The sequence below is a fragment of the Kiritimatiellia bacterium genome (assembly GCA_026417735.1).
In the GTDB taxonomy this organism is placed as follows: Bacteria; Verrucomicrobiota; Kiritimatiellia; order PWTM01; family PWTM01; genus CAACVY01.
On record JAOACR010000015.1, the window covers coordinates 1 to 25,663 of the forward strand.

The 25,663-nt window shown below is 67.3% G+C and carries 21 protein-coding genes; 6 read left to right on the forward strand and 15 right to left on the reverse strand.

The window, feature by feature from the left end:
• Positions 1-54: 54 nt before the first annotated feature.
• From serC to N2652_07850, 11 genes are all read right to left on the reverse strand, one after another.
• Complete coding sequence (serC, locus tag N2652_07800) at positions 55-1,137, reverse strand: 3-phosphoserine/phosphohydroxythreonine transaminase (protein MCX7819092.1); 1,083 nt, start codon at positions 1,135-1,137, stop codon at positions 55-57.
• Between the two features lie 106 nt (positions 1,138-1,243).
• Complete coding sequence (locus N2652_07805; GenBank protein MCX7819093.1) at positions 1,244-1,681, reverse strand: hypothetical protein; 438 nt, start codon at positions 1,679-1,681, stop codon at positions 1,244-1,246.
• Complete coding sequence (locus N2652_07810; GenBank protein ID MCX7819094.1) at positions 1,678-2,025, reverse strand: hypothetical protein; 348 nt, start codon at positions 2,023-2,025, stop codon at positions 1,678-1,680. The genes N2652_07805 and N2652_07810 overlap by 4 nt, the downstream gene beginning before the upstream one ends.
• Complete coding sequence (locus N2652_07815) at positions 2,022-2,603, reverse strand: sigma-70 family RNA polymerase sigma factor (GenBank protein MCX7819095.1); 582 nt, start codon at positions 2,601-2,603, stop codon at positions 2,022-2,024. The genes N2652_07810 and N2652_07815 overlap by 4 nt, the downstream gene beginning before the upstream one ends.
• A 284-nt stretch (positions 2,604-2,887) precedes the next feature.
• Positions 2,888-3,439: a Crp/Fnr family transcriptional regulator gene (locus N2652_07820; GenBank protein MCX7819096.1), complete on the reverse strand. Its 552-nt coding sequence runs from the start codon at positions 3,437-3,439 to the stop codon at positions 2,888-2,890.
• A 119-nt stretch (positions 3,440-3,558) separates the two neighbouring features.
• Positions 3,559-4,371 (reverse strand): undecaprenyl-diphosphate phosphatase, encoded by an 813-nt coding sequence (locus N2652_07825; GenBank protein MCX7819097.1) that lies wholly within the window; start codon positions 4,369-4,371, stop codon positions 3,559-3,561.
• Between the two features lie 21 nt (positions 4,372-4,392).
• Positions 4,393-6,459 carry an FAD-dependent oxidoreductase gene (locus N2652_07830; protein MCX7819098.1) on the reverse strand — a complete coding sequence of 689 codons (2,067 nt, stop codon included), beginning with the start codon at positions 6,457-6,459 and terminating at the stop codon, positions 4,393-4,395.
• A gap of 35 nt (positions 6,460-6,494) precedes the next feature.
• Positions 6,495-7,679 carry a DUF1015 family protein gene (locus N2652_07835; GenBank protein MCX7819099.1) on the reverse strand — a complete coding sequence of 395 codons (1,185 nt, stop codon included), beginning with the start codon at positions 7,677-7,679 and terminating at the stop codon, positions 6,495-6,497.
• Positions 7,680-7,817: 138 nt separating this feature from the next.
• Complete coding sequence (locus N2652_07840; GenBank protein ID MCX7819100.1) at positions 7,818-8,777, reverse strand: patatin-like phospholipase family protein; 960 nt, start codon at positions 8,775-8,777, stop codon at positions 7,818-7,820.
• A 71-nt stretch (positions 8,778-8,848) separates the two neighbouring features.
• Complete coding sequence (locus tag N2652_07845; GenBank protein MCX7819101.1) at positions 8,849-10,159, reverse strand: Gfo/Idh/MocA family oxidoreductase; 1,311 nt, start codon at positions 10,157-10,159, stop codon at positions 8,849-8,851.
• A 46-nt stretch (positions 10,160-10,205) separates the two neighbouring features.
• The gene (locus N2652_07850; GenBank protein ID MCX7819102.1) at positions 10,206-11,492 is read right to left on the reverse strand and encodes a Gfo/Idh/MocA family oxidoreductase; all 1,287 of its coding nucleotides are present in this window, start codon (positions 11,490-11,492) and stop codon (positions 10,206-10,208) included.
• Positions 11,493-11,706: 214 nt separating this feature from the next.
• Here N2652_07850 and N2652_07855 point away from each other — a divergent pair, with 214 nt between their 5' ends.
• On the forward strand, positions 11,707-12,525 hold the full coding sequence (locus N2652_07855) for a hypothetical protein (GenBank protein MCX7819103.1): 819 nt from the start codon (positions 11,707-11,709) through the stop codon (positions 12,523-12,525).
• Between the two features lie 54 nt (positions 12,526-12,579).
• On the opposite strand, the gene N2652_07860 is transcribed toward N2652_07855, so the two are convergent.
• The 3 genes from N2652_07860 to N2652_07870 are packed head-to-tail and all read right to left on the reverse strand — an operon-like array spanning position 12,580 to position 16,690.
• Positions 12,580-13,821: a hypothetical protein gene (locus N2652_07860; GenBank protein MCX7819104.1), complete on the reverse strand. Its 1,242-nt coding sequence runs from the start codon at positions 13,819-13,821 to the stop codon at positions 12,580-12,582.
• 7 nt (positions 13,822-13,828) lie between these two features.
• Positions 13,829-15,646: a sodium/solute symporter gene (locus N2652_07865; protein ID MCX7819105.1), complete on the reverse strand. Its 1,818-nt coding sequence runs from the start codon at positions 15,644-15,646 to the stop codon at positions 13,829-13,831.
• Between the two features lie 48 nt (positions 15,647-15,694).
• Positions 15,695-16,690 carry an AraC family transcriptional regulator gene (locus N2652_07870; protein MCX7819106.1) on the reverse strand — a complete coding sequence of 332 codons (996 nt, stop codon included), beginning with the start codon at positions 16,688-16,690 and terminating at the stop codon, positions 15,695-15,697.
• Positions 16,691-16,729: 39 nt separating this feature from the next.
• Between N2652_07870 and N2652_07875 the strand changes: the two genes are divergently transcribed.
• Positions 16,730-17,818: a class II aldolase/adducin family protein gene (locus N2652_07875; protein ID MCX7819107.1), complete on the forward strand. Its 1,089-nt coding sequence runs from the start codon at positions 16,730-16,732 to the stop codon at positions 17,816-17,818.
• Positions 17,819-17,892: 74 nt separating this feature from the next.
• Here N2652_07875 and N2652_07880 read toward each other — a convergent pair whose 3' ends face one another.
• Complete coding sequence (locus N2652_07880) at positions 17,893-18,723, reverse strand: AraC family transcriptional regulator (protein MCX7819108.1); 831 nt, start codon at positions 18,721-18,723, stop codon at positions 17,893-17,895.
• A 138-nt stretch (positions 18,724-18,861) separates the two neighbouring features.
• On the opposite strand from N2652_07880, the gene N2652_07885 reads away from it, so the two are divergent.
• The 4 genes from N2652_07885 to N2652_07900 are packed head-to-tail and all read left to right on the forward strand — an operon-like array spanning position 18,862 to position 25,655.
• On the forward strand, positions 18,862-20,121 hold the full coding sequence (locus N2652_07885) for a methyltransferase (GenBank protein ID MCX7819109.1): 1,260 nt from the start codon (positions 18,862-18,864) through the stop codon (positions 20,119-20,121).
• 37 nt (positions 20,122-20,158) lie between these two features.
• Entirely contained in the window at positions 20,159-22,297 is a 2,139-nt protein-coding gene (locus tag N2652_07890) for a hypothetical protein (GenBank protein ID MCX7819110.1), read from the forward strand.
• A gap of 2 nt (positions 22,298-22,299) precedes the next feature.
• Positions 22,300-23,766, forward strand: a complete 1,467-nt coding sequence (locus N2652_07895; GenBank protein MCX7819111.1) for a sugar porter family MFS transporter — start codon at positions 22,300-22,302, stop codon at positions 23,764-23,766.
• Positions 23,763-25,655 (forward strand): DUF1565 domain-containing protein, encoded by a 1,893-nt coding sequence (locus N2652_07900; GenBank protein ID MCX7819112.1) that lies wholly within the window; start codon positions 23,763-23,765, stop codon positions 25,653-25,655. Before N2652_07895 ends, N2652_07900 begins: the two co-directional genes overlap by 4 nt.
• Positions 25,656-25,663 lie beyond the last annotated feature (8 nt).

A 25,663-nucleotide genomic window follows, 5' to 3' on the forward strand; every position in this document is an offset into this window, starting at 1 on the left:
CCCGCAAAGTTTCTCACGTGCCGGTGGCCGGCGCAAACCGCGCCCGCGCCGGCATCAACCGTTCGCCGCCTGAAACTCCCGCATGAACTCCACCAGCGCATCAACGCCGGCAGGCGGAAATGCATTGTAAATTGAGGCACGGATTCCGCCGACGGAGCGGTGTCCCTTCAGTCCTTTGAGGCCGCGCGCGGACGCCTCCTTCACAAACTTCTCCTCCAGCGCCTCGGACGGCAGCCGCCACGTTACGTTCATCGTCGAACGAAATTCCGGCACCGCGGTGCCGCGATAAAACCCCCCCGACCCATCAATCGCCGCGTACAGCTTCGCCGCCTTCTCACGGTTGCGCCGCTCAATCCCCTCCGCGCCGCCCTGTGCGATGAGCCATCGTGTCGTGAGCATGATCATGTAAATCGTAAAGGTGGGTGGCGTGTTGTAGAGCGACTGTTCCGCGGCATGGGTCCGATAGCGGAAAAAGATGGGCACGTCCTCGGGACAGCGATCGAGCAGGTCCTTCCGAATCACCACCACCGCGCAACCAGCCGGGCCGAGATTTTTCTGCGCCCCCGCATAGATGAGTCCGAACTGCCGGACGTTGATCGGACGGGATAGAAAATCCGACGACATATCCGCCACCAGCGGCGTCGGCGTGGTCGGAAAGGTCGGCCACTGGGTACCGGCGATCGTCTCGTTCGAGGTGATGTGAACATAGGCCGCATCGGGCGAGAAGATCAATTGGTCGGCCGGCGGCAGTCGGGTGGGAATGTCCTTGGAGGTATCGGCGACCACGCGCACCGGCCCGCGCACCTTCGCCTCCTTGATCGCCTTGGACGCCCAGGCACCGGAGTTCACATATTCCGCGGTCTTGCCGGCGGTCAACAAATTCAGCGGCACCATCGCGAACTGCGCGCTGGCACCGCCCTGCAGAAACAGCACGTCGTACTCCTCCGGGAGTGCGAGCAGCCGGCGCAGATTCGCGATTGCCTCCTCATGCACCGCAGCGTATTCCTTGCCGCGATGGCTCATCTCCATGATCGACATCCCGCTGCCGTGGAAGTCGAGCAACTCCCGCTGCGCCTCCAGCAACGCTTCCTCTGGCAGCACCGCGGGTCCCGCTCCGAAATTGTAGACACGCGCCATGGTCGCTTGCTCCTGTGGCTTTGCGCCGGCCAACCCCGGCAGGCGAGCACGCAGCATAGCGACAACCTGCGAGCACCGCAACCGCGCAGCGCCGCGCAGGGGCCCACTAACGTGCAACGATCACCACCAGCGTCGTGCCATCGCGACCCGCAAGCCCCGAAAACACCAGCGGCGCACCGCGACGCAAGCCGACCTGCGTCTGCACAACCACGCGTCCCCGCTGCTGAATCGTCAGCGAAAGCCGTTCCATGTCGCCCGAACACCGCGCTTCAATCTCGCCGCCGACGTTCGCCGTCGCGTTGTTCGCGGGCAGCGGAATCGCGGCCGAACCGACCAGCCGAAAGCGGGTAAACGGCAGGTTTCGTTTCAGAAGCGGCTCAACGTCGCGAAGCGCCGCATCCACCTCCGGCGGCCCAGACGACGCCGCCACCGCCCGAAGGGTGAGTGTCGCGCCCGCGGCGGTCTGCGCCACCACCAGGATCGTGCACGCGAACGTCCGCCACGCGACCGCACAGCGCTCCCTGTTGCTCACCCATCCGCTCATGGCTCACCCCCCGCTGCATCCAGCCCGTCAATCGCGACGACGATGCCCGAAGTTGCCGGATCGTGTAACACCATCACGCCCAAGTGGGGTACATTGATTTCCAGCACATCGAGCCGCACGCCGGCCGCCTGGGCGGCCGGACCGACTCCCAGCGGCGCCAGCAGCAGCGTCGCCGCCACCACAAGAGCCGCCGCGATCGCAACCGGCAGAGGCCGCACCACCCAGACGCTCTCCACCCGCTGCACATCGCCCACCCGCCCGCGGAACTCCGCCCAGAACTCTGGAGCTGGTCGCGGCCCCGACGGGGCGCGCCGCAGCAGCTCCCATGGAATACGCCGACTCATCGCTCCGTCGTTCCTCCATGATCGCCTCTGTCCAAATGCTCCCAGATCAGCCGGAGCTTGCGCTTCGCGTTGAACAGTCGGGACATCACCGTGCCGATACGCAAACCCATCGCCGCAGCAATTTCCGCGTAGCTCAAGCCGTCTTCGTAGCGCATCACCAGCACGTCTCGATGCGGAGCATCCAGCCGCGCCAGCGCCGCGCGGAGCATCGCCGCCGCATCCCTGCCGCCGGCAAGCTCCGCGGGCGTGGACACGGTGGGGTCCTCCACGTCCGCCACCGGCGGCTCGTCTGGCGACTCGCGACTCAACGAGGCGAGCGGACGCGCCGACCTTCTCCGCAGCAAGTCAAGACACGCATTTCGCGCGATCCGCAGCAGCCATGTCTTCAGTGAAGCGCCGCCGCGGTAGCCCGGCAAATGCGTCCAGGCACGTAGGTACGTGTCCATGACCACATCTTCCGCATCGGACTCGCCGACCAGCCGCCGCGCCACCGCGTACACAGCCGGACGCAGCGGCTCAAACAGCGCAGCGAACGCCTCCACGTCGCCAGCCCGGGCTCTCCGCAGCAGCGAGCTCATCGCCGCTCACCCGGAACCGACGCATTCCGGCTCACGATATTCAGCGCCGGCGCCTGAGCGGCGAACGGCCGTTGCACTACTGCGGAAGCCGGCGCCGCCCCCCTCTTGCCGGTGGCAACTCCACAGGTGGTGGGATGATGGCCCATTCGCCCCCCGCGCCAATAGCGTCCGGCCGGTCGGCCCGCCCGTCTTGCCATCGCCGCACATCACCCCGCTGCACCCGCCTCCACCGAGATGCTCCCGCCTCTTCGCTCCGCAAGCTACAACCGGACCTCCGGCCCGCCCTAAGGGCGCGGTAGCCGCTCAATCACCCGTCCCCGCCACCTCAGCCGTCCCTCGGTCCGCAGCGAACGTAGCAAACGCGACAATGTTTCCGGCGCCACGCCGAGGGCGGCGGCGACATCGCGGCGGGTCAGTTGAGTTTCAATACGCCGTGCGGCGCCAAACTGTTCGTCCAAAAAGGCTTCGAATCTTTCCGCAAGATCGGCACCGGCTCGACCCGAAAGCTGATCCGCTAGATGACGCAGCTTGCGCATCACCATCGCGAGAAAATCATCCCGAAACTCCTCTTCCCGCAACCGAGCGCGAAGCGCCGCAGCCGGAACAACAAACAACACACCGTCCTCCAGCGCGGTCGCCGTGGCGGGATAGGCCCGAGTTTCGAACAGCACCACCTCCGCAAAGGTCTCGCCCGGCCGAATGATCTTCAGCACACGCTCCCGGCCGTCGGCCGTCCGACGGCTCAACCGTACGCGCCCCCGATGACAAACCCACAGGCCCACGCCCGGCTCGCCCTCGCGGAACAGGACCTCTCCTCGTGAGACGTGACGGATCACGCTCAGTTCCGCCAGCGCCCTCCGAGAGCTCGCCGATAAACCGGCAAAAAACGTCGTCTGGGACAAGACCGCCGCCGGGTCGGCGCGTGTCCCAACCGCAACGGAGCACCGTCGGGGTGTCAGCGACTCAGCCACATCACGAGCGCGGCCAGCAACAGACGATACACCGCGAACACGTCCATGCGATGCCGCGAAAGAAACGCGGTCAGCCACCGAATCGCCAGATAGCCCACCCCAAAGGATACAGACAAACCCGCTGCGAAAAACGGCCACCACTCCGCCGTCAGCGCATTGGCGCCCTGCCACATGGCAAATGCGGAAGCCAGCGCAAGCATCGGCACCGCGGCGAAAAAGGAGTACTCCGTCGCGGTGCGGCGATCCAGCCCCAGCGCCATGCCCCCGAGGATGGTCGCGGCCGACCGGGACACGCCAGGCCACAGAGCCAGGCACTGAAAAACGCCGATGCCCAGCGCACGACGCCAATCGAGATCGTCCAGCCCCGAACATGACACCGCGCGATTGCGCGACCGGTGCTCGGCAACGAGCATCCAGACTGCGCCGGCCGCCAGCCCGACCGCCACCAGCGGCGGTTGAAACGCGTGGCGGACGAGCGCACCGTGCGCCAGCGCCCCCAGCAGCACCGCCGGCAGGGTGGTCAGCGCCAACAGGCCCAGCCCCCTCGGCCCCGCAAACGCACCAACGGATGAACCCCTCCACATCAGCAGACTGGCGAATCGGCGTGGATAGGCCACCACCACCGCCAGAATCGCCCCCATCTGGATCACCACATCAAACGATTTCTGGATGGGCTCCGGAATCCGCAGCAGATGTCCGGCCAGAATCAAATGTCCCGTGGATGAAACCGGAATGTACTCGGTCAATCCCTCGATCAACCCCATCAGCGCGGCCGAACCCAATCCGTTCGCGGACATGTGCGCGCGGTTCCGTAGGGCCTACCGCTCCGCCGCCGGCAGCCACTGCACTGCGTCGACGATCACGTGCCCGGCGGTGCCTTCATTCGAGATCTGAACCTCTCCCGCCACGCCGCCGCTGAAGCGGAAGCGGCCCAGCGAAACGAGCAGCCCATCAACCGGTGGCTCGCGCGTCTGATCCACCACGACAGTGCTGCGCCCCTCCGCATGCACGACCACGACCGGGACCGCGCGCGCGCGATTCGGTGCCACCGCATACGCCAGCCGCACCTCGTAAAGCCCCTCGTGCGGTAACCGGGCTCGAAAGACTGCGCGACATTCTCCTTTTGCGGTATTGCCATCGTGCAGATAGCGGTCCCCCACCCACCGACCGGTCGCACGGCTTTCTTGCCACGGCCCGACCAGTTCCGCGGCGCGGTCATCCACCACAATGCCCGCCAGCTGTACACTCGTCGCGCCGCGCCGGCCCGCCCACTCGAGAATCTGGCCGTCCGCCAGCAGACGCTCCCGCAGCCGCGCGTACGGCACATCCTGCACCGGCACCGCCATCTCAATCGCCAGCGCCGCCAACGTTGCGGCACTCTGACCGAGAATCATGAAGACGGGCTCCATCCGCACCGAACCATACGCGGCATGAGTGGCGCTGACGCAGACGGGAACAACAAGGTTTCGGCATTCCTCCCGTTTCGGAATGATCACGCCGCGGGGGATGCCGTAGGGATCCACCTTCACGCCAATGTCGCCCTCGTTCTGAACCGTTCCCTTCGGCGTCACATAGCGCCACACATTGTGCGAATCGATCGGATATGAGCCCATGCCGATGGGTTCTGGAATCGGGCGACGGCCCAACAGGTGCTGATCCGTCAGTACGAACTCTCCGATCATGCGGCGGGCTTCGCGCACATAGATCTGGTGGGGCCAGTGGCCGTTGTCAGTGAACTCATCCCTGGCGAGCCCCCAACGGCTCATCTTCGTACGAATCTCCTCCGGTACCCTCGGATCGTTCGCGAGAAAATACATGAGCCCCTTCTGGTAACGCTGGTGCTCGGCGAGGATCTCCCGGCGGCGCGCGTAGTCCGCCTCCGGGTAGTCATGGTTCATGCCGATGTTGTCCGTGCTGAACGGACCGTGGTTGTTGGTGTCGGTCTTGCGGTTCGGAATGGGGTCGAATTTCGCGAAGACGTCGCGCCAGCCCGTCTCGAACAGGCGCACCAGCAACTCATACTGAAAGGGGTCATACCCCTCTGGCTTCTCAAACGGAACGCGGTTGTCCGGATGATCGGTCAGACACATGCGGTAGCAGTACGCCTGCACCCCGCGGTCGCCCGTGCCGTTTTCGCCCGGCGGCACCGGCGAAATGCGAGGCAACAGACCGCTGGACGGATCGCCTTTCCGCACGTAGGGATCCACCGGCCTCGCAAAATAGTGCGCGTGGTGGAAGACACCCTTTTGCACGCCGTTCCACTGTTCTCCATAGACGTCATTGCCTTCGCGGCCCACATGGTACTTCACCCCCGCCGCGGCCATCAGATCCCCCTCGTACGTCGCGTCCACGAACATCCGCCCGCGATAAACGTTGCCGCTCAGCATGCGGATCGAGCGGATCGTCCCTTCGACAATCTCCACCCCCGTCCCCCCCCGATCCAGCCACTCATCCCGATGCACGGGGATGCGATGCTCAGCGATCAACTCCTCAAACACCCGCTCGGCGACGTGCGGCTCGAACACCCACATCGTCCGCTGTTCGCCATCAATCGCCGGTGTCCCCTGCCCACGATTGCCATACTCCTCCCGCTTTTGCCAACGCCACGCCTCGTCGCGCTGATAGTGCCGCCAGATCCGGTGGTAGAACTCGCGTGCGAGGCCGCCGATCACCGCCTTGTTGCCAGTATCGGTCCAGCCGAGCCCGCCGGACGACATCCCCCCAAGATGCCGGTCGGGGCCGACGAGGATCACCGTCTTTCCCATTCGCGCGGCCTGCACCGCCGCAATCACACCCGCGGAGGTACCGCCATAGACGATCACATCCGCCTCGCGTACCGCGGCCACTACGCCAACCGCCCCGATCACCACCGCCGCGTAATTCATGTCATTCTCTCCCCTTCTCCACCGCGTTGCGCCGGTCAATCGATCGCATGCACAAACAGCCCCGAGCGAAGTTTGGGATCAAACCATGTGCTTTTCGGCGGCATTACGCCGCCCGCGTCCGCGACGGCCATAATCTGATCCATCGCCACCGGCGGCACCGCAAACACTGCGGCCGCACGCCCGCCGGCGAGCCATTTGGTGAGCTCTTCGAGCGAACCCTCACCCCCCACGAACGCCAGCCGTGAGTCTCGTCGCGGGTCCGTGATGCCCAGCACCGGCCCGAGCAGGCGATCCTGCAGCAGTTGCACCTCCAACGCAGCCACCGGATCGCTCGGCCGCGGGCCGATCAGACGCAGACGCCACCAGCCGCTCCGCAACCCCATGACCACTTCGCCGGCCGCCGCCGGCGAGGGCCCCGACAGTGGCTCCAACTCAAACACGTCCCGTACCCGCGCCAGCAGACGCGCTTCAGTCAGTGGGCCGAGATCCCGCACACAGCGCTGGTAGGGAAGGATCCTCAGACTCGCCGCCGGAAACACCACCGCCAGCACCCACGCCCACTCGGCATCCGCATCGGGCGGCACCGCGCCGCCGGCGCGCTCCCGCGCGACGCGCGCGGCCGCCGCCGCGCGATGGTGGCCGTCTGCGATGTAGGCGGCCGGCTCCGCGGCGAGCAGGCTGACCCATTCCGCCAAGCTCTCCAAACGCCAGCCTCGATGTCGCACCCCGTCCGGCGCGCAGAAGTCAAATAGCGGATCCGGTCGCTCCGAAACTTCCCGCAGCGCGCGCCACAACGCACCCGCCGCGTCCCGCACCGCCAGAAACACCGGACCCGACTGGATGCCGGTCGCTGCGATGTGTCGCGCCCGGTCCGCCTCGGGCTCCGCACGGGTGTGCTCGTGCTTGCGCACCACGCCGAGCTCGTAGTCCGCAACCGGATAGACCCCAACCACTCCGACCTGGCGATGCCGACCGATCGACTGCTCATACGCATACAGGGAGGGCTCACTGTCCTGAAGGAACCATCCTTCCGCCAGACATCGGCGCCAGTTCGCCGCCGCCCGCGCGTACACCTGCGGCGCATCCGCTGGCACCTCGGGCGGCAGCTCCAGGTCGGCGCGGGAGACCCGAAGGAAACAAGCGGGATTGCCTTCCGCAATGCGCGCCGCTTCCTCGCGGCTCACCACGTCATACGGTGGACTGGCGATCCGGGCGGCCATACCGGCCACTGGGCGCCACGCTCGAAACGGTCGTATCCGCATAGGTTGGTGCGTCGGCTCCGTCGGTTGCGCCGCATCGTACCGGCCAGCTGCCCCCGCCGCAAACCCGCACCGCGACCCGCAACCGGTCGAAACCACTCAACCGCGCCGCGCGCGGCGCCCCCCCGCGTCACCCCAGTACTTCCCAAGCCACGCGACCGTCGTGTCCAGCGCCATGCCGTCCGCGATCGCCGCCAGCTCCCCCATCCGCCGCACATCATCCATCCGAATCACCGCCCCGGACGGGAGCACCGGCTCCAGCCGGTGATACCGGTCGCCCAGCAGCTGCCGGCACTGATAGTCCGGCACGCCCATGCCGGCCTCCATCATGATGTCGAGGATCGGGCGGCTCCACTGCGCAAGCCCCCAGTCATGCCGCCGCCCCTCGATGCGCAGCAAGGGCCGACCGGTGCCGATGGACAGCATCACAATCGACGAGAGTCGCGGCCGTGCCCCCTCGTTCCGCGGGTCCTGCGTCTGCGCCAGCGCCGCCATCGCCGGATTGTTCGCGATCACGCCCCCGTCGATGTAGCCATCGGCGGAGGGAAAATAGGTCGGCGCCGCCGAACTGTACAGCGCCACGTCACGCACCCGCCGCTCGCCGTCGCTGTCGGGTCCCGGAAAGTTGTGGAAAAACTTCGGGGCCCAGCTCCGCTTCGCGGGATCCGGTTGCTCATTGTCGAGGTCAAACGCGGGGATCAGAACCCGCACGGGCAGCTCGCGCAGCCGCAGCTCGCCAAACACCTCCCGAAGCACCTGCCGCAGGCCGCGGTCGTCATACTGCGCACCGACCGTTCGTCCGAGATCGCGAACGTTGTCGAGCCAATCGTCGCGAAAAATACGCGCGGCATTCGTTTCGTACAGCGCCATCAGCTCCCGGGGCGTGCGGCCCGCTGCCAACCCCAACGCCAGCAGCGCACCGGTCGAGGTGCCCGCGACAAGGTCAGCGCGCCGCCACCAACCGGGATGCGACTCCGCAAGGCGATCCATCAGCCGCGCGCTCAGCCAGCCCCGGACACCGCCGCCGTCCAGCGAGAGAATCCGAAAGGTTCGCCCCATCAACGGCGCATCCCGCGTGCGGCGCAATCGCCGCCCCCAACGCGCAAAGCTGCCTCGAGCGGGGCCGTCCCTCACACCAGCGGATCAGCACCGCTGGCAATGGGATGGAAGAGGCCCGGCCCCGGTTTCCAGGCGGAAGGTTCCGGAACAAGCGCGTTTTTCGACGCGCCGATCAGCCACTCCCACGAGAACGTCTTGCCGGTGTAGGCGGCGATGCGCGCGCCGATGGCGGTCAGCGTGCTCTCCGCGATCCGCACGCCCTCGTTCAGCGGCTGACCGCTCCGGATGCTGCGGATGAGATCCACGTGTTCCTGCTCCATTCCGTTCACCGCCGGTCCGGAGTACGACCAGATCGGCTTCCCCTCATAATCGACCAGCCGTCCCGAACAGTCGCTCCAGCCCTTCGTTCCCACCACCTTCTCGTTAGAGCGACCGGTGCCGGGGCCGTGCCCGCAGAAGCTCAGGCACCGCGCGCCATTGGGGTATTCCAGCTCCGCCACGATGTGGTCCCAGATGTCACCGTTATATTTCGCCCAATCCGCTTCATTCCCCAGCGCCTTCGCGACCGCGCGCGCCTGCTGCGAGTAGTCGCGGCACCCCCGCCCCCCGACAGCGGTGAATTTTTTCGGCGGGCCATTGAAGCACCAGTTGAGCACGTCAATGTTGTGGATGTGCTGCTCGACAATCTGATCGCCCGACAACCACGTGAAGTGGTACCAGTTGTGGCACTGCCACTCCATTTCGCTCATGCCCGCTTCCGCACCGCGGTACCAAATGCCGCCTCCATACCAGTAACACTGGCCGCCGACCAGTTCGCCGATCGCGCCGTCGTGAATGCGCTTCATCAGTTCGACCCGGTTCGGCTCGTGGCGCCGCTGGGTGCCGGCAACGATCGATAGCTTCTTCTGCTCGGCGAGACGCGAGGCCTCAATGAACAGGCGACAACCCGCAACGTCCGTTGCCACCGGCTTCTCCGTGAATACATGCTTGCCGGCCTGCACCGCCGCCATCATCTGCCAGGGCCGAAACGCCGGCGCGGTCGCCATCAGCAACAGATGCGTGTCGGTCTTCGCGAGCGCCTCATGGCACTGAAACCCACCGAAAATCGCGTCGTCCGGCACCCGCACCCGGTCCTTGAACTTCGGATCCTTCAACAGCGAATCGCGCAAACGCCGCGCCTTCTCCGGAAACAAGTCCGCCAGCGCGACGACCACCACCCCCGGATCCGCCGCCAGACACTGTTTCACCGCACCGCTGCCCCGGCCGCCGCAGCCCAGCAGTCCAACGCGAATCTCGTCCGATCCCGCCGCGTGCGCGGCCCGAGCCGCCGCCAGCCCCGCCGCCACGCCGCCCGCCGTCATCTTCGACATCGCCCCGCTCATCGTTGAATCCCCTTCGCCTGCTCGATCATCGAAACCTCGCGGCGCCTCACCGCTTCGCTTTGGTTTCCGCCGCCAGCCCCGGCAGCTGGTACACGCCCGGTACCGCGACGGGCGGCACCGGCATCGGATCGCTCAGCTTCAGATCCGGTTTCGGTCGCAAATCCAGTTCGCACCGCTGCAGGAACCACTCCCGTTTCATCTGCTGCCGCGTGTAAGCCGACTCGCGCGCGATGATTGCGCACATCGTGCTCTCGGTCACCTGCCGCGCCTCGTTCAGATACGGCCCTCCCCGAATGCTCTCGATCAGGTGACGGTGCTCCTCCACATACGGGTTCGGCGTCGGCCCCTCATAGCGCCACTTCGTTTCACCCTCGATCACGCCCGCACAGTTGCTCCACCCTTTGGTGCCCACCACCCGCTCGCTGACGTTGCCCGCCGACCCCTCGATCTGGCGGCACATGCTGATCGTGCGAACGTCACCGGGATAGAAAAATTCGGTGCCAAAATGGTCGTAAATGTGCCCGTACTCCGGCCCGGTCCGGAACTGCCGGCCCCCGAGCGAGTGCACCTGCTCCGGCAGCGCGCCAAACGCCCAGTTGATCACATCAATGTTGTGCACGTGCTGCTCGACGATGTGATCGCCCGACAGCCAGACAAAATAGAGCCAGTTGCGCAGCTGCCACTCGAGGTCGCTCTGGTTCGGTGCGCGCTTTTTCACCCACAGCCCCCCTTGGTTCCAGTAGCACTGCGCCGAAACGATCCTCCCGATCGCCCCGTCGTGGATCCGCTTCATCGTCTCGACGTACTTCGGATCGTGCCGCCGCTGCGTGCCCGCGGCGACGGAAAGCTTCCTCGCCACCGACTTCTCCGCCGCCTCCAGCATCTGCCGCACCCCCGCCGCGCAGACCGCCACCGGCTTCTCGGTAAAAATGTGTTTGCCTGCCTCCACCGCCGCGCTGAAATGCAGCGGTCGAAACCCCGGGGGCGTCGCCAGGATGACCATGTCCACCTCCGGGAGCGCCAGCACCTCCCGGTAGGCATCCAAACCCACGAAGCAACGGTTGTCTGGCACCTTGTACTTCGCCTTTAAGCCGCTCAGGCGGTCCGCGAACACGTCCGCCAGCGCAACGATCTGCACACCCGGCGCCGCCTCGACGCAGTTGTCGGCCGCGCCAGAGCCACGCCCCCCGCAGCCAATCACACCCACCCGGATCGTGTCGGTGGCGGCCGTGAACGCCACCCGCGGCGCAGCACCGGCCAGCGCCAGACCGCCCGCCGCCGCCGCCGTACGCCCGAGAAACTGCCGCCGCTTCATCCTTACGCTGTCTGCCATGGCCATCTCCTTGTCGGTCGACCGGTGCGAGTGCGCATCGTACCGGCACAACAGCAGCGCACTATAGCGCCCGCCCGCGTCGCTGCACAAGCCTGACCGCGCCGCCGGCATCACAGGTGCCGCCGCCGCTCATCGCTTGCAGCAACGCTCGGCGAGGCGTAGGGTGTCACCAGACGTCGCTACAACGTACGAACATTCACGAGGAGGCCGTCACATGCGCCCGTGGTCACTGCCCGCTCTCGCCGCCCTCGCGGTGTTCAGCGCCGGATGCATCGAGAGTCGAATGGTCGTCCACCTGAAGCCAGACGGCTCCGGCACCATCGTCGCGGAAGACTGCTTCTCGCCCCAACTCACTGCGATGCTGACGCAGTTTGGACAGACCGTCACCGGCACCGGCGCGGTGGCCGGCGCCAGCGACCCGTTGGCGATGTTCAAGGACCAGATCGAACGGAAAACCAAAGATCTCGGCGGACACGTCCGCCTGGTGCGAAAGGAACCCGCGACCAATGCGGCCGGTTGGGCCGGGATCCGGCTCACGTATGCGTTCGACGACATCCGGCAGGTGATGTTGCCCCTGGGCGGCGCCGGCCAGGAGGAAGAAGAAGACAAACCCTCGGAACACTTCCGGGTCGAGTTCGAGCGAGGCCGTCCCGCGGTGCTGCGGCTGCTGCCGCCGGCCGCGACCGCCGCCGCGCCGGCCGGCCAGACCACTGCGCCCGCCACACCCGATGCGAACAGCGCCCAAATGGCCACGATGATGGCACCAATGCTCGCCGGTATGCGCATCGCGCTCGAGCTACGCTTCGACGGAACGGTGCTCGGCGCCGAGGGTGCGGAGGTCAACGCCGACCGGCGCAGCGTCACGTTGCTCGACATCGCGATGGACAAACTTATGGGGAACCCCCAGGCGATGCAGCTGATGATGAACCAGTCGATGCCTGACTCCGAAAAGAGCCGCCGGCTACGGGAGCTGAACATCGCGGGAGTTCGCACCGTCGATCCGAGCCGCCCAGTCGTGATCCGCTTCGAATAAGCCAACCGGCACGGCCCGCCGCTCCGAGCGCCCGGACGAAGAGCGCGGTGCCGCTCACCCCGCCAGCCGGCGGACGTCGACGCCATCCACCAGCGAAAGCTCATGGACGGCGAACTTGCCGGCCAGCGCGGGATGGCACAAGGGATAGGCGGTCTCGATCACCCGGCGCAGCCGGCGCCCCGCCGACGCCAGCACGAGCGCTCCCGCCGAGCCCTTGTCTCCCCCGCCGAGCATCCGCTCGCCCAACACGCCGGGCACGGTGCGGGCCAGGTCGCACATGGTCTCCAGTTCCCGCCCGGAAATTTCGTAGTCGTCGCGCAGACCATGACCGTCCGCCCGCAACACCGCGCCCACCGTCGCCAGATCACCCGCCCGCCAGGCGCGCAGCATCCGGCGAAAGCGACGCTGCGCATGGAAGATGTAGGTCAGGCGCCGGCAATGCGCGGGATGCGACGCTCCGAAGCGCTCGAGAATTTGGCGGTACAATGCCGCATCGCGCACGTCCGAGAGCTGCCGGATGCCAAACTCCGGTGCCGCCAGCGCGACGAGCTCCTCGCACTCGGCGCGCCGGATCCGATAGGTGGATTTCTCCAGCCCGGGGCGCTCCGTGCCGGTGTCCAGGCTGACCAGTCGGAACGCCGGCGCCGACGCCCCCAAGGGAATGTGCCGCACCGCACGGGTCGCCGGGCAGTAGTAGGTGCCCATTCCCGCTCTCGCAAACAAAATCATGATCTGGTCCAGCTGGCCGCACGGCGAGCCGATGTAGTCGTTCTCCACCGCCTGCGCCATGTCCACCACCCGCAGCGGCGCCGGCGGCGACACGCCGTTGACCTCCAGCATCGTCAGCAGCAGGTTCAGTGTAAGCGACGCGGAACGCGACATGCCCCCGCCCGGAATGTTCCCAATCAACACCCCGTCCCACCCCCGAGCGACCGGAAATCCCTCCCGCCGCAACACCCAGACCACCCCGTACGGGAACCGCGCCCACGACTCGTTCACCGTGCGCGGCGGCGGCACCTCTCCGCCGCGGATCTCCACCACCCCGTCCTCAGGAAAGTTCGCGCTGTACAGCCGGATCCGGTCCGTTCCGTTCGCACGGTACGCCAACCAGATGAACCGGTCCGTGCCCACGCCAAACAGATCCGTTCCGTTGTAATCGCCGTGTTCGACACCCAGGCAAAAGCGGGAGGACGTGCGCCGGATCCATCCCCCATCGACCCGCAACCTGGTCCGGACGGCCAGCCTCCGCAATGCCGCGACCGCCTCGCCGTCCGTCTGTACGTTCGCCGCGCTCATCCCCCGCTCACCAGAACGCAATGTAGAGCCCCAACGTCACCAGCACCACCAAGCCGCCGAACACCATCGCGCCACGTGACGAGCGCACGTCCACTCGACCGCTCGCCCGAAACTCCACCGGCTGGGGCAGAGGCCGCGCCCACCCGATCAGCTGCATCACCGCCATCACTGCAAAAAAGCAGATCGCCATGCGGTCGAGAAATGCCACCGAGGGCCATCGCCATGCGATCAGGCCATAGAGGATGGGGTTCAAGAGCAAGCCCACCACGCCGGCAATGCCGGGCGCGCGACGGTTCAAAAGCCCGAAAACGAACACCGCGAGGATCCCCGGCGACACATACCCTTGAAACTCCTGGATGTACTTGAAGATGCCGCCAAACCGGGGATCGTCCAGCAGCGGAGAGATCACACAGCCGATCACCACAAACACGCCAACGCAGATCCGGCCCATCGCCACCAGCAGGCGCTGCGAGGCGTCTCTCTTCAGATACTTCGCAAACACGTCCATCGTAAAAATCGTCGAAGCGGCGTTCAGCACTGCGGCGAGCGAACTGACGATCGCTCCCAGCATCGCTGCCAGCACAAAGCCCATCACCCCGCGGTTGCGCGGCACCAGCCGCCCAATCAGCAGCGCCAGCGCCGAATCATGCTTGTGCGACACCGGCCGCCGGATTGTCGGCGACCGACCCGCCGCGGTCGCGCGCTCGCGCGCCGCCGCATTGTGCAACTCGATCCGCGCGGCAAGCGGTGCCAGCTTCGGGCGGCTCGCCAGGTCAGGGGGCAGCTCGAATACGTCGGTGGAGTTCGCGGACGCCATCGCGCTTTCCACCAGCCGAACAAAATCATCCTCCGCGCGCGCCGCCATCTCGCCGCTGAACAGGTTGAACGCCGCCATGCCCGGAAACACGATGATGAACGGGATCAGCAGCTTCAGCGCCGCCGCAAACACGATGCCCTTCTGGCCCTCCCGCAGCGAGGCCGACCCCAGAACCCGCTGGGTGATGTACTGATTGAGGCCCCAGTAGTAGAAATTCGGAATCCAGAGCCCCACCACCAGCGCCGTCCATGGGATGTTCAGGTCCGTGCGGGGCAGCACCATGTGCAGCTTCGCACGGTTGAGCGCCAATAGCCGCGCCCAGCCGCCCTCCGGCAACACCGCCACCGCCGCCCCCGCGCCATCGACCAGCTCCGCCGGCGACGCCGCGCCCAGCCGCCGCAGCGTGAAGAACAGGATCGCGCCACCCCCGAGCACCAGCGCGCTGCCCTGAATCAGGTCCGCCCATGCGCACGCCTTCAACCCTCCGAACGCGACATAGGCCGCCGCGATCAGCCCCATCACCCAACAGGCGGCGACCAGCGAAATCGAGTAGCCGTTGTCGCGCAGCAGGTCCCGCATCGTCAGCGCACCCGCATAGATCACGCCGGAGAGGCTCACGCCGATCAGGATGATCATCATGAACACCGCCATGATCAGCCGAGCCCAGTGGTTGTAGCGGTGTTCGAGGAACTCCGGAATCGTGTAGATGCCCGCACGCAGAAAGTACGGCAGGAACGCAAACGCGACGACCACCAGCGTGATCGCCGCCATCCACTCGTAGCTGGCGATCGCGATCCCGAGATAGTTCGCCGCACTGCCCGACATGCCGACGAACTGCTCGGCCGAAATGTTCGCCGCGATCAGCGAGATGCCGATCAACCACCACGTCAGCCCCCGGCCAGCCAGAAAATACGCCTCGCTGTCGCCCTCGTGACGAGACTTCAACATCCCGACCGCGAGCACCGCCGCGATGAACCCGACAAACACCAGCAGGTCCAGCACGCCCATCGCTCAACCTCCCAAGCCCCGCCGACCGCGGCCGGCGGTCGCGGCGCACTATATCGACCGCCGCGCCTGCGCAGCAAGCCACCGCCCGCCCGCTGCGCCGCCCTGCGCGCGTGCCCGGTAGGCGCTCGGCGTGACGCCGACCTTCGCGTGAAAGAGCCTCGAAAAGTAGTGCACGCCTCCGATGCCCACCCGCCATGCCACTTCCTGAATCGTCAGCGAGGTGGACCGCAGCAATTCGCAAGCCCGATTGATCCGCAGCTGCAAATGGTACTGCGCCGGCGAAAACCCGGTAAACGCGCGGAACTTCCTCCGAAACCACGAGTAGCTCACGTGCAACTCCCGTGCGAGCGCGCGCATGTCCAGCTCCCGATCCGCACACTCCGCCATCTTTGCGCGCGCCTTCAATACCGCCTCCGCCACAGCGTTCCCGGACAGCTGCCGACGCCGCTCCTCCACTTCCGCGCGAGCCAGCACCTCGTGGATCCAGGCCGCGATCAGCGCGCGACTCCCGTACCGCTCATGCCGCAGCTCGTCCAAGATTTTCTCGTACACGTCCACCAGCGCGCGACATTCGCCGGGCTCCCGGATCGGCCGGCGCGGATCAAAACCGTGGCGCGCCATCATCGCCGCCACCTCGGAACCCGAGAACGCCAACCAGTACTCGTCCCAGCCGGTCCTCCGCGCCGGGGTGTACCGATGCCAGACGCCGGGGAAGAGCGCCCAGATTTGCCCCGCCCGGACACGTCGGCGCCCCACCTCCCGCGACTCAAACCAGCCGCTACCCCGCGTCAGATACACCAGCTGGTACTCGTCCAGCACCCGCCCGCGCCGCCAGGTGAAGTGGTGATCGGTCGGGTGCTGTGTGGGCGGATAGGGATGGCCCGCCGGCACGCTCGCAAATCCGCACCCAATCACGTACAGCGGCGCGCAGCGCATCGCCGCACTCACCGGCAGATACCGGTGCCAGAACTTGGCCGGCGGCACGGACATGCCCCCACTATGCGCGCACCGCCATCCGCTGTCCATTGCACGCGCCCCCGCCATCCGGCATGATTCCCCGCTGGCGAAGGAGAGCGACTCCCGATGACTGCGCCCACGTCACCCGCACTGCTGCTCGACGACCTCATCCGGCTCTCCCACGAGTTCGGCACCATCGACTTCGTCCGTGGCGGCGGAGGCAACACCTCCGTCAAAACTGCGGATACCCTCTGGGTGAAACCCTCCGGCACCACACTCGCCGATCTCACCGCCGAACGGCTCGTGCCGATGGACCGCGCGCGGCTCGCAGACCTCTATGCGATGACCCCGCCCGCCGACCCAGACGCCCGCGAGGCGATGGTCCGCGACGTGATGGCCGCCGCCCTGCGGCCCGGCGCCAGCGGCCGCCCCTCCGTCGAGGCACCCCTGCACGACACCTTCAGCCGACGTTTCGTCGTGCACACCCATCCCCCCCTCGTGAACGGGCTCACCTGCGCGGTCCACGGAGAGGCGGCCGCACGCGAGCTCTTTCCGGAAGCCATGTGGGTGCCGTACGTGGATCCCGGCTACACGCTGTGCATGGAAATCCGCCGCCGGCTCGCCGCCGTTCGCGCGACCCCCGCGGAACCGAACATCGTGCTGCTGCAAAACCATGGCGTCTTCATCGCCGCGGACACGCCGGACGAAATCCGCACGCTCTACCGCCATCTGATGTCCACGCTCGCGGCCGCCTACGAGCAGCGGGGCGTCCGCCCCGTCTGGTCGCCCCCGCCGCCGGTACCGGAGCTGCGCGCCGAGTCGCTACGCGCGGAACTGCGCGCCGCGCTCGGACCGGACGCCGCCGCGATTCTGCTGCGCGGCCGCTTCGAAGTCGCCGAAGGCCCGCTCTCCCCCGACCACATCGTCTACGCACGGTCGTTTCCGATGACCGGCCCCCTCACCGCGGAAACCGCCGCGGAGTACCGCCAACGCCATGGCTTCCCGCCGCGCGTGGTCGTCGCGCCCGACGCAGTCGCGGGCGTCGGCGAGCGCCCCCGGATCGCCGAACTCGCAATCGATCTGGCCGAGGATGGCGCCTTCGTGCTGCGGCTCACCGCCGCCTTCGGCGGCCCCCGCTACCTCGACGACGCCGCCCGGCGGTTCATCGAGCACTGGGAAGTGGAGGCCTACCGTCAGAGCGTCGCCGCGCGCTGACGGCCCCCTTCACGGTCCAACGATTGGACGAAATCCCTCGCGTTGCCTCCAACCCTTGGACGCGCCCGCGACGCTCAGCGCCACGCCCGCCGCCGGAGCTGGCGCGGTGACATCGCAAACAGCCGGCGTACGCAGCGGGAGAAATGAAACGGATTCGCAAAACCGCACCGGTCCGCAATCTCCGCCACGGACAGCCCCGTCTCGGTCAGCATCGCCGCACCGCGCTCGGTGCGCAGTCGCCAGAGGTACCGGGCGGGAGTTAGACCGGTCGCCGCTCGGAACTTGTACAGCAGCGCGTTCGGGGAACAGCAGGCGGCACGACGGGCCCCCTCCAGACATTCCCGGTCGGCGAGGTGCCCCTCCATGTGCCGCAGCGCGCGCTGCACACACGGGTCGCGCCCCAGCGCCGCCGACGCCTCGCGCCGCAACCGCGCAAACTCCGCCAGCGCCGCGCGACCCAGCGCCTCGACCACCGCCCGCGCCGCCGCGTGCGCCGGCGGCGGCAACGAGAACGCCGCGGCGAAAATTTTCTCCAGCGCGTCCGACACGGCGACCCCCTCTGCCCCCCCCGCGAGCTCGCGCCGCAGCACGCCACCGACCAGCGACGGCGCCACCGAGCACCAGGAGTGATGCGTCTCGCCGTCCCGCGCAAACCGGAACAGCTCGCGATGCCCCGGCGTGAACAGGTAGACCAGGCCCGGTAGAAGACGCCGTGCCGAACCGTCGACCCGCACCTCGCAGGCACCGCTGTGCAGCATCACCAGCTGATAGTCTCGCTGAACCCGCGGGCCGCAGTATCCGCCCGGCTGGTAGCGCACTTGCCCAAACGAAACGTGACGCGTGCGCACCCCGCGGTGGTCCCACGCCACATGCACACCGTCGTAGTTCGGCCGCAGTTCGCCCACGGCGCCATGATGCGCCCGCCCGCGGCGCGGCGCAACCGAGGTTGTGGTCGCAGATATGTTTTTTGTGCTGCGGGTCATGGACCCGGACCGCGCGGTGTCACATCATCGAGCGCGGATTGCCCTCGGAGGTGATCGGCAATGACCTCGCGTGATCGCGTCCGCGCCGCGCTGCGTCATCAGGCACCCGATCGCGTGCCGGTGGACCTTGGCTCGACCGCGGTCACCGGCATCCACGTCGCCGCGTTGAACCGGCTCCGCGCCGCGGTGCTGGGACCAAGCTCCCGGCTCCCCCGGGTGCACGAGCCCTACCAAATGCTCGGTGAGGTCGACCGCGAGCTGCGCGACGCGCTGGGCCTGGACGCGGTGGGCGTCTTCCCCCGCCAGACCATGTTCGGCTTCGAACGGCGCGACTGGAAACGCATCCGGCTCTTCGATGGCACCGAATGCGAAGTGCCGGGCGGATTCGTGATCACCGAGACACCCGAGGGCGACTGGCTGATCCATCCGCAGGGGGACCCCGACGCACCGCCCAGTGCCCGCATGCCGGCCGGCGGCTATTTCTTCGATTCGATCATTCGCCAACCGCCCATCGACGAGGCGCGATTGGACCCCGCGGACAACGCGGAGGAGTTCACAGACCTGACCGACGAGGACCTCAATTGGTACCGCGCGGAGGCGGAGCGCGCGGCAGCGGAGGGCCGCGCCGTAGTGCTTTCCATGCCGGGGACCGCGTTTGGGGACATTGCGCTGGTGCCGGCGCCCTGGATGAAGCAGCCGCGCGGCATTCGCGACGTGGAGGAGTGGTACGTCTCCCTGGCCGCGCGCCCCGCGTACGTGCGGGCAGTCTTCGATCGGCAGCTCGAGATCGCACTCCGCAACCTCGAGCGGATGATCGCGCGGCTCGGAGAGCTGGTGGACGTCGTGCTGCTCACCGGGACGGACTTCGGCGAACAGCGCGGTCTTTTCGTTTCGCCCGAGATGTACCGTGAGTTGTTCAAGCCCTACCACATCGCGGTGAACCGGCTGGTCCACGCGCGAAGCCAGTGGGCAACGATGATCCACTCGTGCGGCTCGGTGTTCGACCTGATTCCCGACTTCATCGAGGCCGGCTTCGACGTGCTGACGCCGGTGCAGTGCTCCGCGGCGAAAATGGACCCGCGCACGTTGAAACGCGACTTCGGGCGCGACCTCGTCTTCTGGGGCGGCGGCGTCAACACGCAACAGACGCTCCCGTTCGGCACCCCGGAACAAGTCTACCGCGAAGTGCGCGAGCGCATCGAGATTTTCGGGGAGGGCGGCGGTTTTGTGTTCAACACGATCCACAACATTCAGGCCAACACGCCAACGGAGAACATGCTCGCGATGTTCCGCGCAATTCGAGACAGCGCAGCGAGCTGATCGGACGTCGCAACCGGTCAACCGCGGGAGGGTCAACATGCAACGCCCCGTCCAGGCTCCGCGCCTGATGATCCTGCTGTTCGCGATCGCCGCGCCCCTCGCCCGGGCGGAGCGTCAGGTGATCGCTCTCGACGGCGTCTGGGAAGTCGCCGAAGGCACGCTCGCCACGCCGCCGTCCCGCTACGACCATACAGTGCCCGTGCCCGGCCTTTTGGACATGGCCGATCCGCCCTTTCAGCAACCGGGCAGTACCGTTTCTTTGGCCGACCGCACAAACCCCAGGCTGCGGCCCGCCGATCCGCGCCGAGAGGCGTTCTGGTACCGCCGCCTCTTCACCCTCGAAAGGCCGCTGCCGCCGACCGCTCGGCTGCGTATCCGAAAAGCCTGCTACGGGATCGCGGTGTGGCTGAACGGCGCCGCAGTAGGCGAGCACGACCGGAACTTCACGCCAGCAGAGTTCGACGTGCGTCCTCACCTGCGCGAGAACGGCACGACGAACGAGCTGGTGATTCGGGTCGGCGCCTCGCTCGCGCAGGTGCCGCCGCACCGCTGCGACGGCTGGGACAACGAAAAAAGCCGCTACATCCCCGGCATTTACGACTCGGTGGAGCTGATCCTCGCAGGAGAGCCGTACATCCGGAACATCCAAGTCGCGCCGCTGCCACGCTATGGCGCCGCGCGCGTGCGCGTGGAGCTCGACCGACCGTGGGCCGGCACCGCGACGGTGCAGATCGTGGAATGGCAGAGCCGTGCCCCCGCGGGCGAGGGGCGCCTGGTCTACCTGGGCGGTCTGTTGGGCGACGACGAAGTGCCCATCCGCAATCCAAAAACCTGGTCGCCAGAATCGCCTTTTCTCTACGAAGCGGTTGTCACCGCGGGGACGGACGTCGCCCGCGCCCGGTTCGGGCTCCGCTCGTTTCGGACCGACCCCCCGACCGGTCGGGTGCTGCTCAACGACCGTCCATACTACCTGCGGGGCTCGAACGTGACGATTTTCCGTTTCTTCGAGGACGCCGAGCGGCGCGAGCTGCCTTGGAATCGCGACTGGGTTCGCCGCCTGCATCGCGCCTTCAAGGACATGCATTGGAACGCGCTGCGGTACTGCATCGGATTTCCTCCCGATTTCTGGTACGAGATCGCCGACGAGGAGGGCATTCTCATCCAGGATGAGTTTCCCATCTGGTACATCCGCGCCGACACCTGGCCCTCCGCGATCACGGGCGAGCGGCTCGCCGAGGAGTACCGGGAATGGATGCGCCACCGTTGGAACCATCCCTGTGTCGTGATCTGGGACGCGCAGAACGAAACGCCGAACGACAGCGCGATTCTCCAGGCGATCGCGATGGTGCGCGGGCTCGACCTCTCGGACCGCCCGTGGGAAAACGGCTGGGGCATCGCCCCGCGCCCCGGCGACATCGTCGAACGCCACCCGTACCGCTCAAACCGCCCCGACTTTCAGTGGGAGGAGTTCGGACGCCACTCCGGTATCCCCGGCGTGCCGTTCCCGGAACCCGGTCGCGCGCTGCGCCCACCCTACCTGATCAACGAATACGGATGGCTCTGGATCAACCGCGACGGCTCACTGCCGACGCTGACCACCGCGGTGTACGAGCGCTTGCTCGGTCCGAATGCGACGGTCGATCAGCGGCGCGAATATTACGCCCGCGCGCTCGCCGCAAAGACCGAGTTTTGGCGCGCACGGCGCCAGTGCGCCGGGGTGCTGCACTTCTGCGGACTGGGTTATTCCCGACCCGACGGCCAGACCAGCGACCACTGGCTGGACGTCCGCAACCTCGTGTGGGAACCCCTTTTCTACCGCTACGTCCGCGATGCGTTCGCGCCGGTCGGCGTGATGCTCGACTGGTGGGCAACCACCATCGCCACGAATGCGCAGTTCCACGTGCCGCTGGTCGTGGTGAACGATCTGGATTCGCACTGGGTCGGCGAAGTGCGCGTGGAAATTCGCCGCGACGGCAACTTGATTCGCACGGCCCGAGCGACGGTCACCGTGCCCGCTCTGGAAACTGCCACCGTCAGCTTCCCCTACCTGCGCGCGCCCGCCTCGCCGGGGCCGCTGGAGCTGGTCGCGGTGCTCTCGCCCGGCGTCGGCGGCGGCGAAGTGCGCAGCATCCGGCAAACGCGTGTCGTCGCCGCGCCGCCCCCAACATCCCCATGAACATGGCTCAGAACATTGCTGGCCCTCCGATCGATCCCCACGTGGGGCTGGCAACCGGCGAGCCCTCCGGCGGCGACCGGCTCGGCGGAACGGTGATCGGCGCCTCCCTCGTCGCCACGATGGGTGGCTTGCTTTTCGGTTATGACACCGCGGTGATCAGCGGCGCCATCGGGTTTCTTGTGCGGCATTTCCAATTGAGCCCCGCGATGGAAGGATGGGCCGCCGCCAGCGCGCTGGTCGGCTGCGTGATCGGCTCGGCGCTCGCCGGCCCGATCGGCGACCGCTGGGGCCGCCGCACCGCGCTGCGCGTCGCCGCAGTGCTCTTCCTGGTTTCCGCGGTCGGGACCGCGCTGCCTCGCACGCTCACGGAGTTCGTGCTGTACCGCGCGCTCGGCGGCATCGGCGTCGGCGCCGCGGCGCTGACCAGCCCGCTCTACATCGCCGAGCTCGCGCCCGCCCGCCACCGCGGCCGGCTGGTGTCCTGGAACCAGATGGCGATCGTGATCGGCATGCTCGTGGTGTACTTCGTCAACTGGGCGATTGCGCGTCAAGGCGACCTGGAATGGAACGTCCGGCTCGGATGGCGGTGGATGTTCGGGTCCGAGGCTCTCCCCGCCGCCGCCTTCCTCGGCCTGCTGTTCACCGTGCCGGAGAGCCCGCGATGGCTGATCCGGCGCGGCGACCTCGCCACGGCGCGGGCGGTCCTGGTGCGGATCGCCGGGCCCGCCGCTGCGGAGGCGGAGATCGCCGACGTCACCGAGGCGCTCGCCTCGGAAAGCGAGTCGTTCGGTGAGCTTCTGCGCCCGCGCTGGCGCCGGCCAATGGCGATCGGGCTGGGGCTGGCGGTGTTTCAGCAGGTGACCGGCATCAACGTCTTCCTTTACTTCGCGCCCGAAATCCTCCAGCGCATCGCCGGCGCGGGAGTGGACGCCGCCCTCTTGCAGACCGTGCTCGTCGGGGCCGTGAACATGTCCGGCACCATCCTCGCGATTCGGACGGTGGACCGCTGGGGGCGCCGACCGCTGCTGCTCACCGGCTACGCCGGCATGGGCGCCGCGCTGCTCACGCTCGGCCTCGCGGCGGCCGCACAGCGAATTGCCGGCTGGACGCTCGTCCCGATTCTCATCTACATCGCCGCGTTCTCGATGTCGGTGGGGCCAGTCACCTGGGTCGTGCTCTCGGAAATCTTCCCGACGCGGCTGCGGGCCCGCGCGATGGCGGTCGCCACCGTTGCGCTGTGGACCGCGAACTACGTCGTCTCGCAAACCTTCCCGATGATGGACCGCGATCCGGGGCTCGTCGCCCGCTTTCACCACGGTTTCCCCTTCCTGATCTATGCGGCGATGTGCGCGGGCGCGTGGGCGCTCGTCGCGCGCGCGGTCCCTGAGACCCGCGGCCGCTCCCTCGAGGAGATCGAACGCAGCTGGTCCGCCGCAGGGCGGAGCGGCCATCGGGAGACGCCACAATGAACGCGATGACGACCAACCGGCCGGCACCGGCCGCGCTGCTCCTGCTCCTTGCATCGATGATCCCGGCGGCGGGCACGGAGTACCACGTCGCCACGACCGGCGACGACGCCAATCCTGGCACCGCCGCCGCGCCCTTCCGCACCATCCAGCGCGCGGCCGACCTCGCGCTGCCGGGCGATGTGATCACCGTCCACGCGGGCATCTACCGCGAGCGGGTCAATCCCCGCCGTGGAGGCGACTCGCCCGAACGCCCCATCGTGTACCGTGCCGCCCCGGGGGAACACGTCGAAATCCGCGGATCGGAGGTCGTGCGGGGTTGGACACCGCTGAGCAACGGTGTGTGGCGGATCGTTTTGCCGAACACGTTTTTCGGACCGTTCAACCCCTTCGCCGATCCCATCCGCGGCGACTGGTTCTATCCCCTGAAGCGCCCCCACCACACCGGCGCCGTGTATCTCGACGGCGAGGAGCTCGTGGAAGCAGCGTCGCTGGAGGAGCTCGAGCGCCCCCCTGCAACACCGCCCGCCCCGGGTTGGTGGTTCGCAACAGTGGACACCTCGAACACGACGATCCTCGCCAGGTTCGGCGTGGCGGACCCCAATGTTCGCCTCGTCGAGGTGAACGCCCGTCGCACCGTCTTCTATCCCGATCGCCCCGGTCGCGACTTCATCACTGTCCGCGGCTTCGTTCTTCGGCATGCGGCGACACCCTGGGCGCCGCCGACGGCCGAGCAGGTGGGACTGATCGGCACCCACTGGAGCCGCGGGTGGGTGATCGAGCAAAACGTGATCTCCCACAGCCGCTGTGTGGGCGTGACGCTGGGAAAGTACGGTGACCAGTTCGACAACACTTCCGAGGACACCGCCACCGGCTACGTCGCGACGATCCATCGCGCGCTTCAACACGGCTGGCACCGCGACCGCATCGGACATCACCTGGTCCGCGACAACGTGATCTCCCACTGTGAGCAGGCGGGGCTGGTCGGAAGCCTTGGCGCGATCTTCAGCGTCATCTCAAACAATGTGATTCACACCATCCACACCCGCCGGCGCTTTGGCGGTGCGGAGCAGGCAGGCATCAAAATCCATGCCGCGATCGATGCCCGCATCGAACACAATCTGATCGTCAATGCCTACCGCGGCATCTGGCTGGACTGGATGGCGCAAGGCACGCGGGTCACCCGGAACGTCTGCATTTCCAATTCCTCCGACGACGTCTTCGTCGAAGTGAACCACGGACCGTTCGTGCTCGACCACAACTGGCTCTGTTCCCCAGTGAGCCTCCGCGACTGGTCCCAAGGGGGCGCATTCGTGCACAACTTTTTCGGCGGGAAGATCATCTCGCGCCCGGAGCTGGCCCGCGAAACGCCATACCACCGCGCGCATTCGACGGAGCTGGCGGGCATGAGCGCAATCCAGGGCGGGGACCATCGCTTCTTCGCGAACATTTTTGCGCCACCGGCGCCCGCAAAGGAACATGGCTACGGGCTGCACGCCTACGCGACCAGTGCCCTGCCCGTCTCTGCGAGGGGGAACATCTACGCGAACGGCGCCCAACCGTTGCCCGATGAACCGGACGCGGTGCGGCTCGGTGCGCCAATCCAATGGAGCCTCGAGATCGGTCCCGGTGGCCACTGGCAGCTGCGGTGGAGCGGCCCCTGCCCGCCATCGGCGCTCGCCGCGCCCATCCGCTCCACGCAGTTCGGCCTCGCCCGTATTCCGAACCTTCCTTTCGTGAACCCCGACGATTCGCCTATGGTGTTCGACGTGGATTTCGCCGGCCACCCGCGGAGCGCGTCGTCCACCGCGGGTCCCCTGCAGACGTGGCCGGCCGACGGCGCGATCACCCTCTGGCCGTCAACGCCCGAGAGGGGCGACCTCCGCCGGTAGCGCCTGCC

Excerpts from the sequence above, each read along its gene's own strand:
- serC (MCX7819092.1), bottom strand. The coding sequence starts at position 1,137 with ATGGCGCGTGTCTACAATTTCGGAGCGGGACCCGCGGTGCTGCCAGAG.
- N2652_07805 (MCX7819093.1), bottom strand. The coding sequence starts at position 1,681 with ATGAGCGGATGGGTGAGCAACAGGGAGCGCTGTGCGGTCGCGTGGCGG.
- N2652_07810 (MCX7819094.1), bottom strand. The coding sequence starts at position 2,025 with ATGAGTCGGCGTATTCCATGGGAGCTGCTGCGGCGCGCCCCGTCGGGG.
- N2652_07815 (MCX7819095.1), bottom strand. The coding sequence starts at position 2,603 with ATGAGCTCGCTGCTGCGGAGAGCCCGGGCTGGCGACGTGGAGGCGTTC.
- N2652_07825 (MCX7819097.1), bottom strand. The coding sequence starts at position 4,371 with ATGTCCGCGAACGGATTGGGTTCGGCCGCGCTGATGGGGTTGATCGAG.
- N2652_07830 (MCX7819098.1), bottom strand. The coding sequence starts at position 6,459 with ATGAATTACGCGGCGGTGGTGATCGGGGCGGTTGGCGTAGTGGCCGCG.
- N2652_07835 (MCX7819099.1), bottom strand. The coding sequence starts at position 7,679 with ATGGCCGCCCGGATCGCCAGTCCACCGTATGACGTGGTGAGCCGCGAG.
- N2652_07840 (MCX7819100.1), bottom strand. The coding sequence starts at position 8,777 with ATGGGGCGAACCTTTCGGATTCTCTCGCTGGACGGCGGCGGTGTCCGG.
- N2652_07845 (MCX7819101.1), bottom strand. The coding sequence starts at position 10,159 with ATGAGCGGGGCGATGTCGAAGATGACGGCGGGCGGCGTGGCGGCGGGG.
- N2652_07850 (MCX7819102.1), bottom strand. The coding sequence starts at position 11,492 with ATGGCAGACAGCGTAAGGATGAAGCGGCGGCAGTTTCTCGGGCGTACG.
- N2652_07855 (MCX7819103.1), top strand. The coding sequence starts at position 11,707 with ATGCGCCCGTGGTCACTGCCCGCTCTCGCCGCCCTCGCGGTGTTCAGC.
- N2652_07860 (MCX7819104.1), bottom strand. The coding sequence starts at position 13,821 with ATGAGCGCGGCGAACGTACAGACGGACGGCGAGGCGGTCGCGGCATTG.
- N2652_07865 (MCX7819105.1), bottom strand. The coding sequence starts at position 15,646 with ATGGGCGTGCTGGACCTGCTGGTGTTTGTCGGGTTCATCGCGGCGGTG.
- N2652_07870 (MCX7819106.1), bottom strand. The coding sequence starts at position 16,690 with ATGGCGGGGGCGCGTGCAATGGACAGCGGATGGCGGTGCGCGCATAGT.
- N2652_07875 (MCX7819107.1), top strand. The coding sequence starts at position 16,730 with ATGACTGCGCCCACGTCACCCGCACTGCTGCTCGACGACCTCATCCGG.
- N2652_07885 (MCX7819109.1), top strand. The coding sequence starts at position 18,862 with ATGACCTCGCGTGATCGCGTCCGCGCCGCGCTGCGTCATCAGGCACCC.
- N2652_07890 (MCX7819110.1), top strand. The coding sequence starts at position 20,159 with ATGCAACGCCCCGTCCAGGCTCCGCGCCTGATGATCCTGCTGTTCGCG.
- N2652_07895 (MCX7819111.1), top strand. The coding sequence starts at position 22,300 with ATGGCTCAGAACATTGCTGGCCCTCCGATCGATCCCCACGTGGGGCTG.
- N2652_07900 (MCX7819112.1), top strand. The coding sequence starts at position 23,763 with ATGAACGCGATGACGACCAACCGGCCGGCACCGGCCGCGCTGCTCCTG.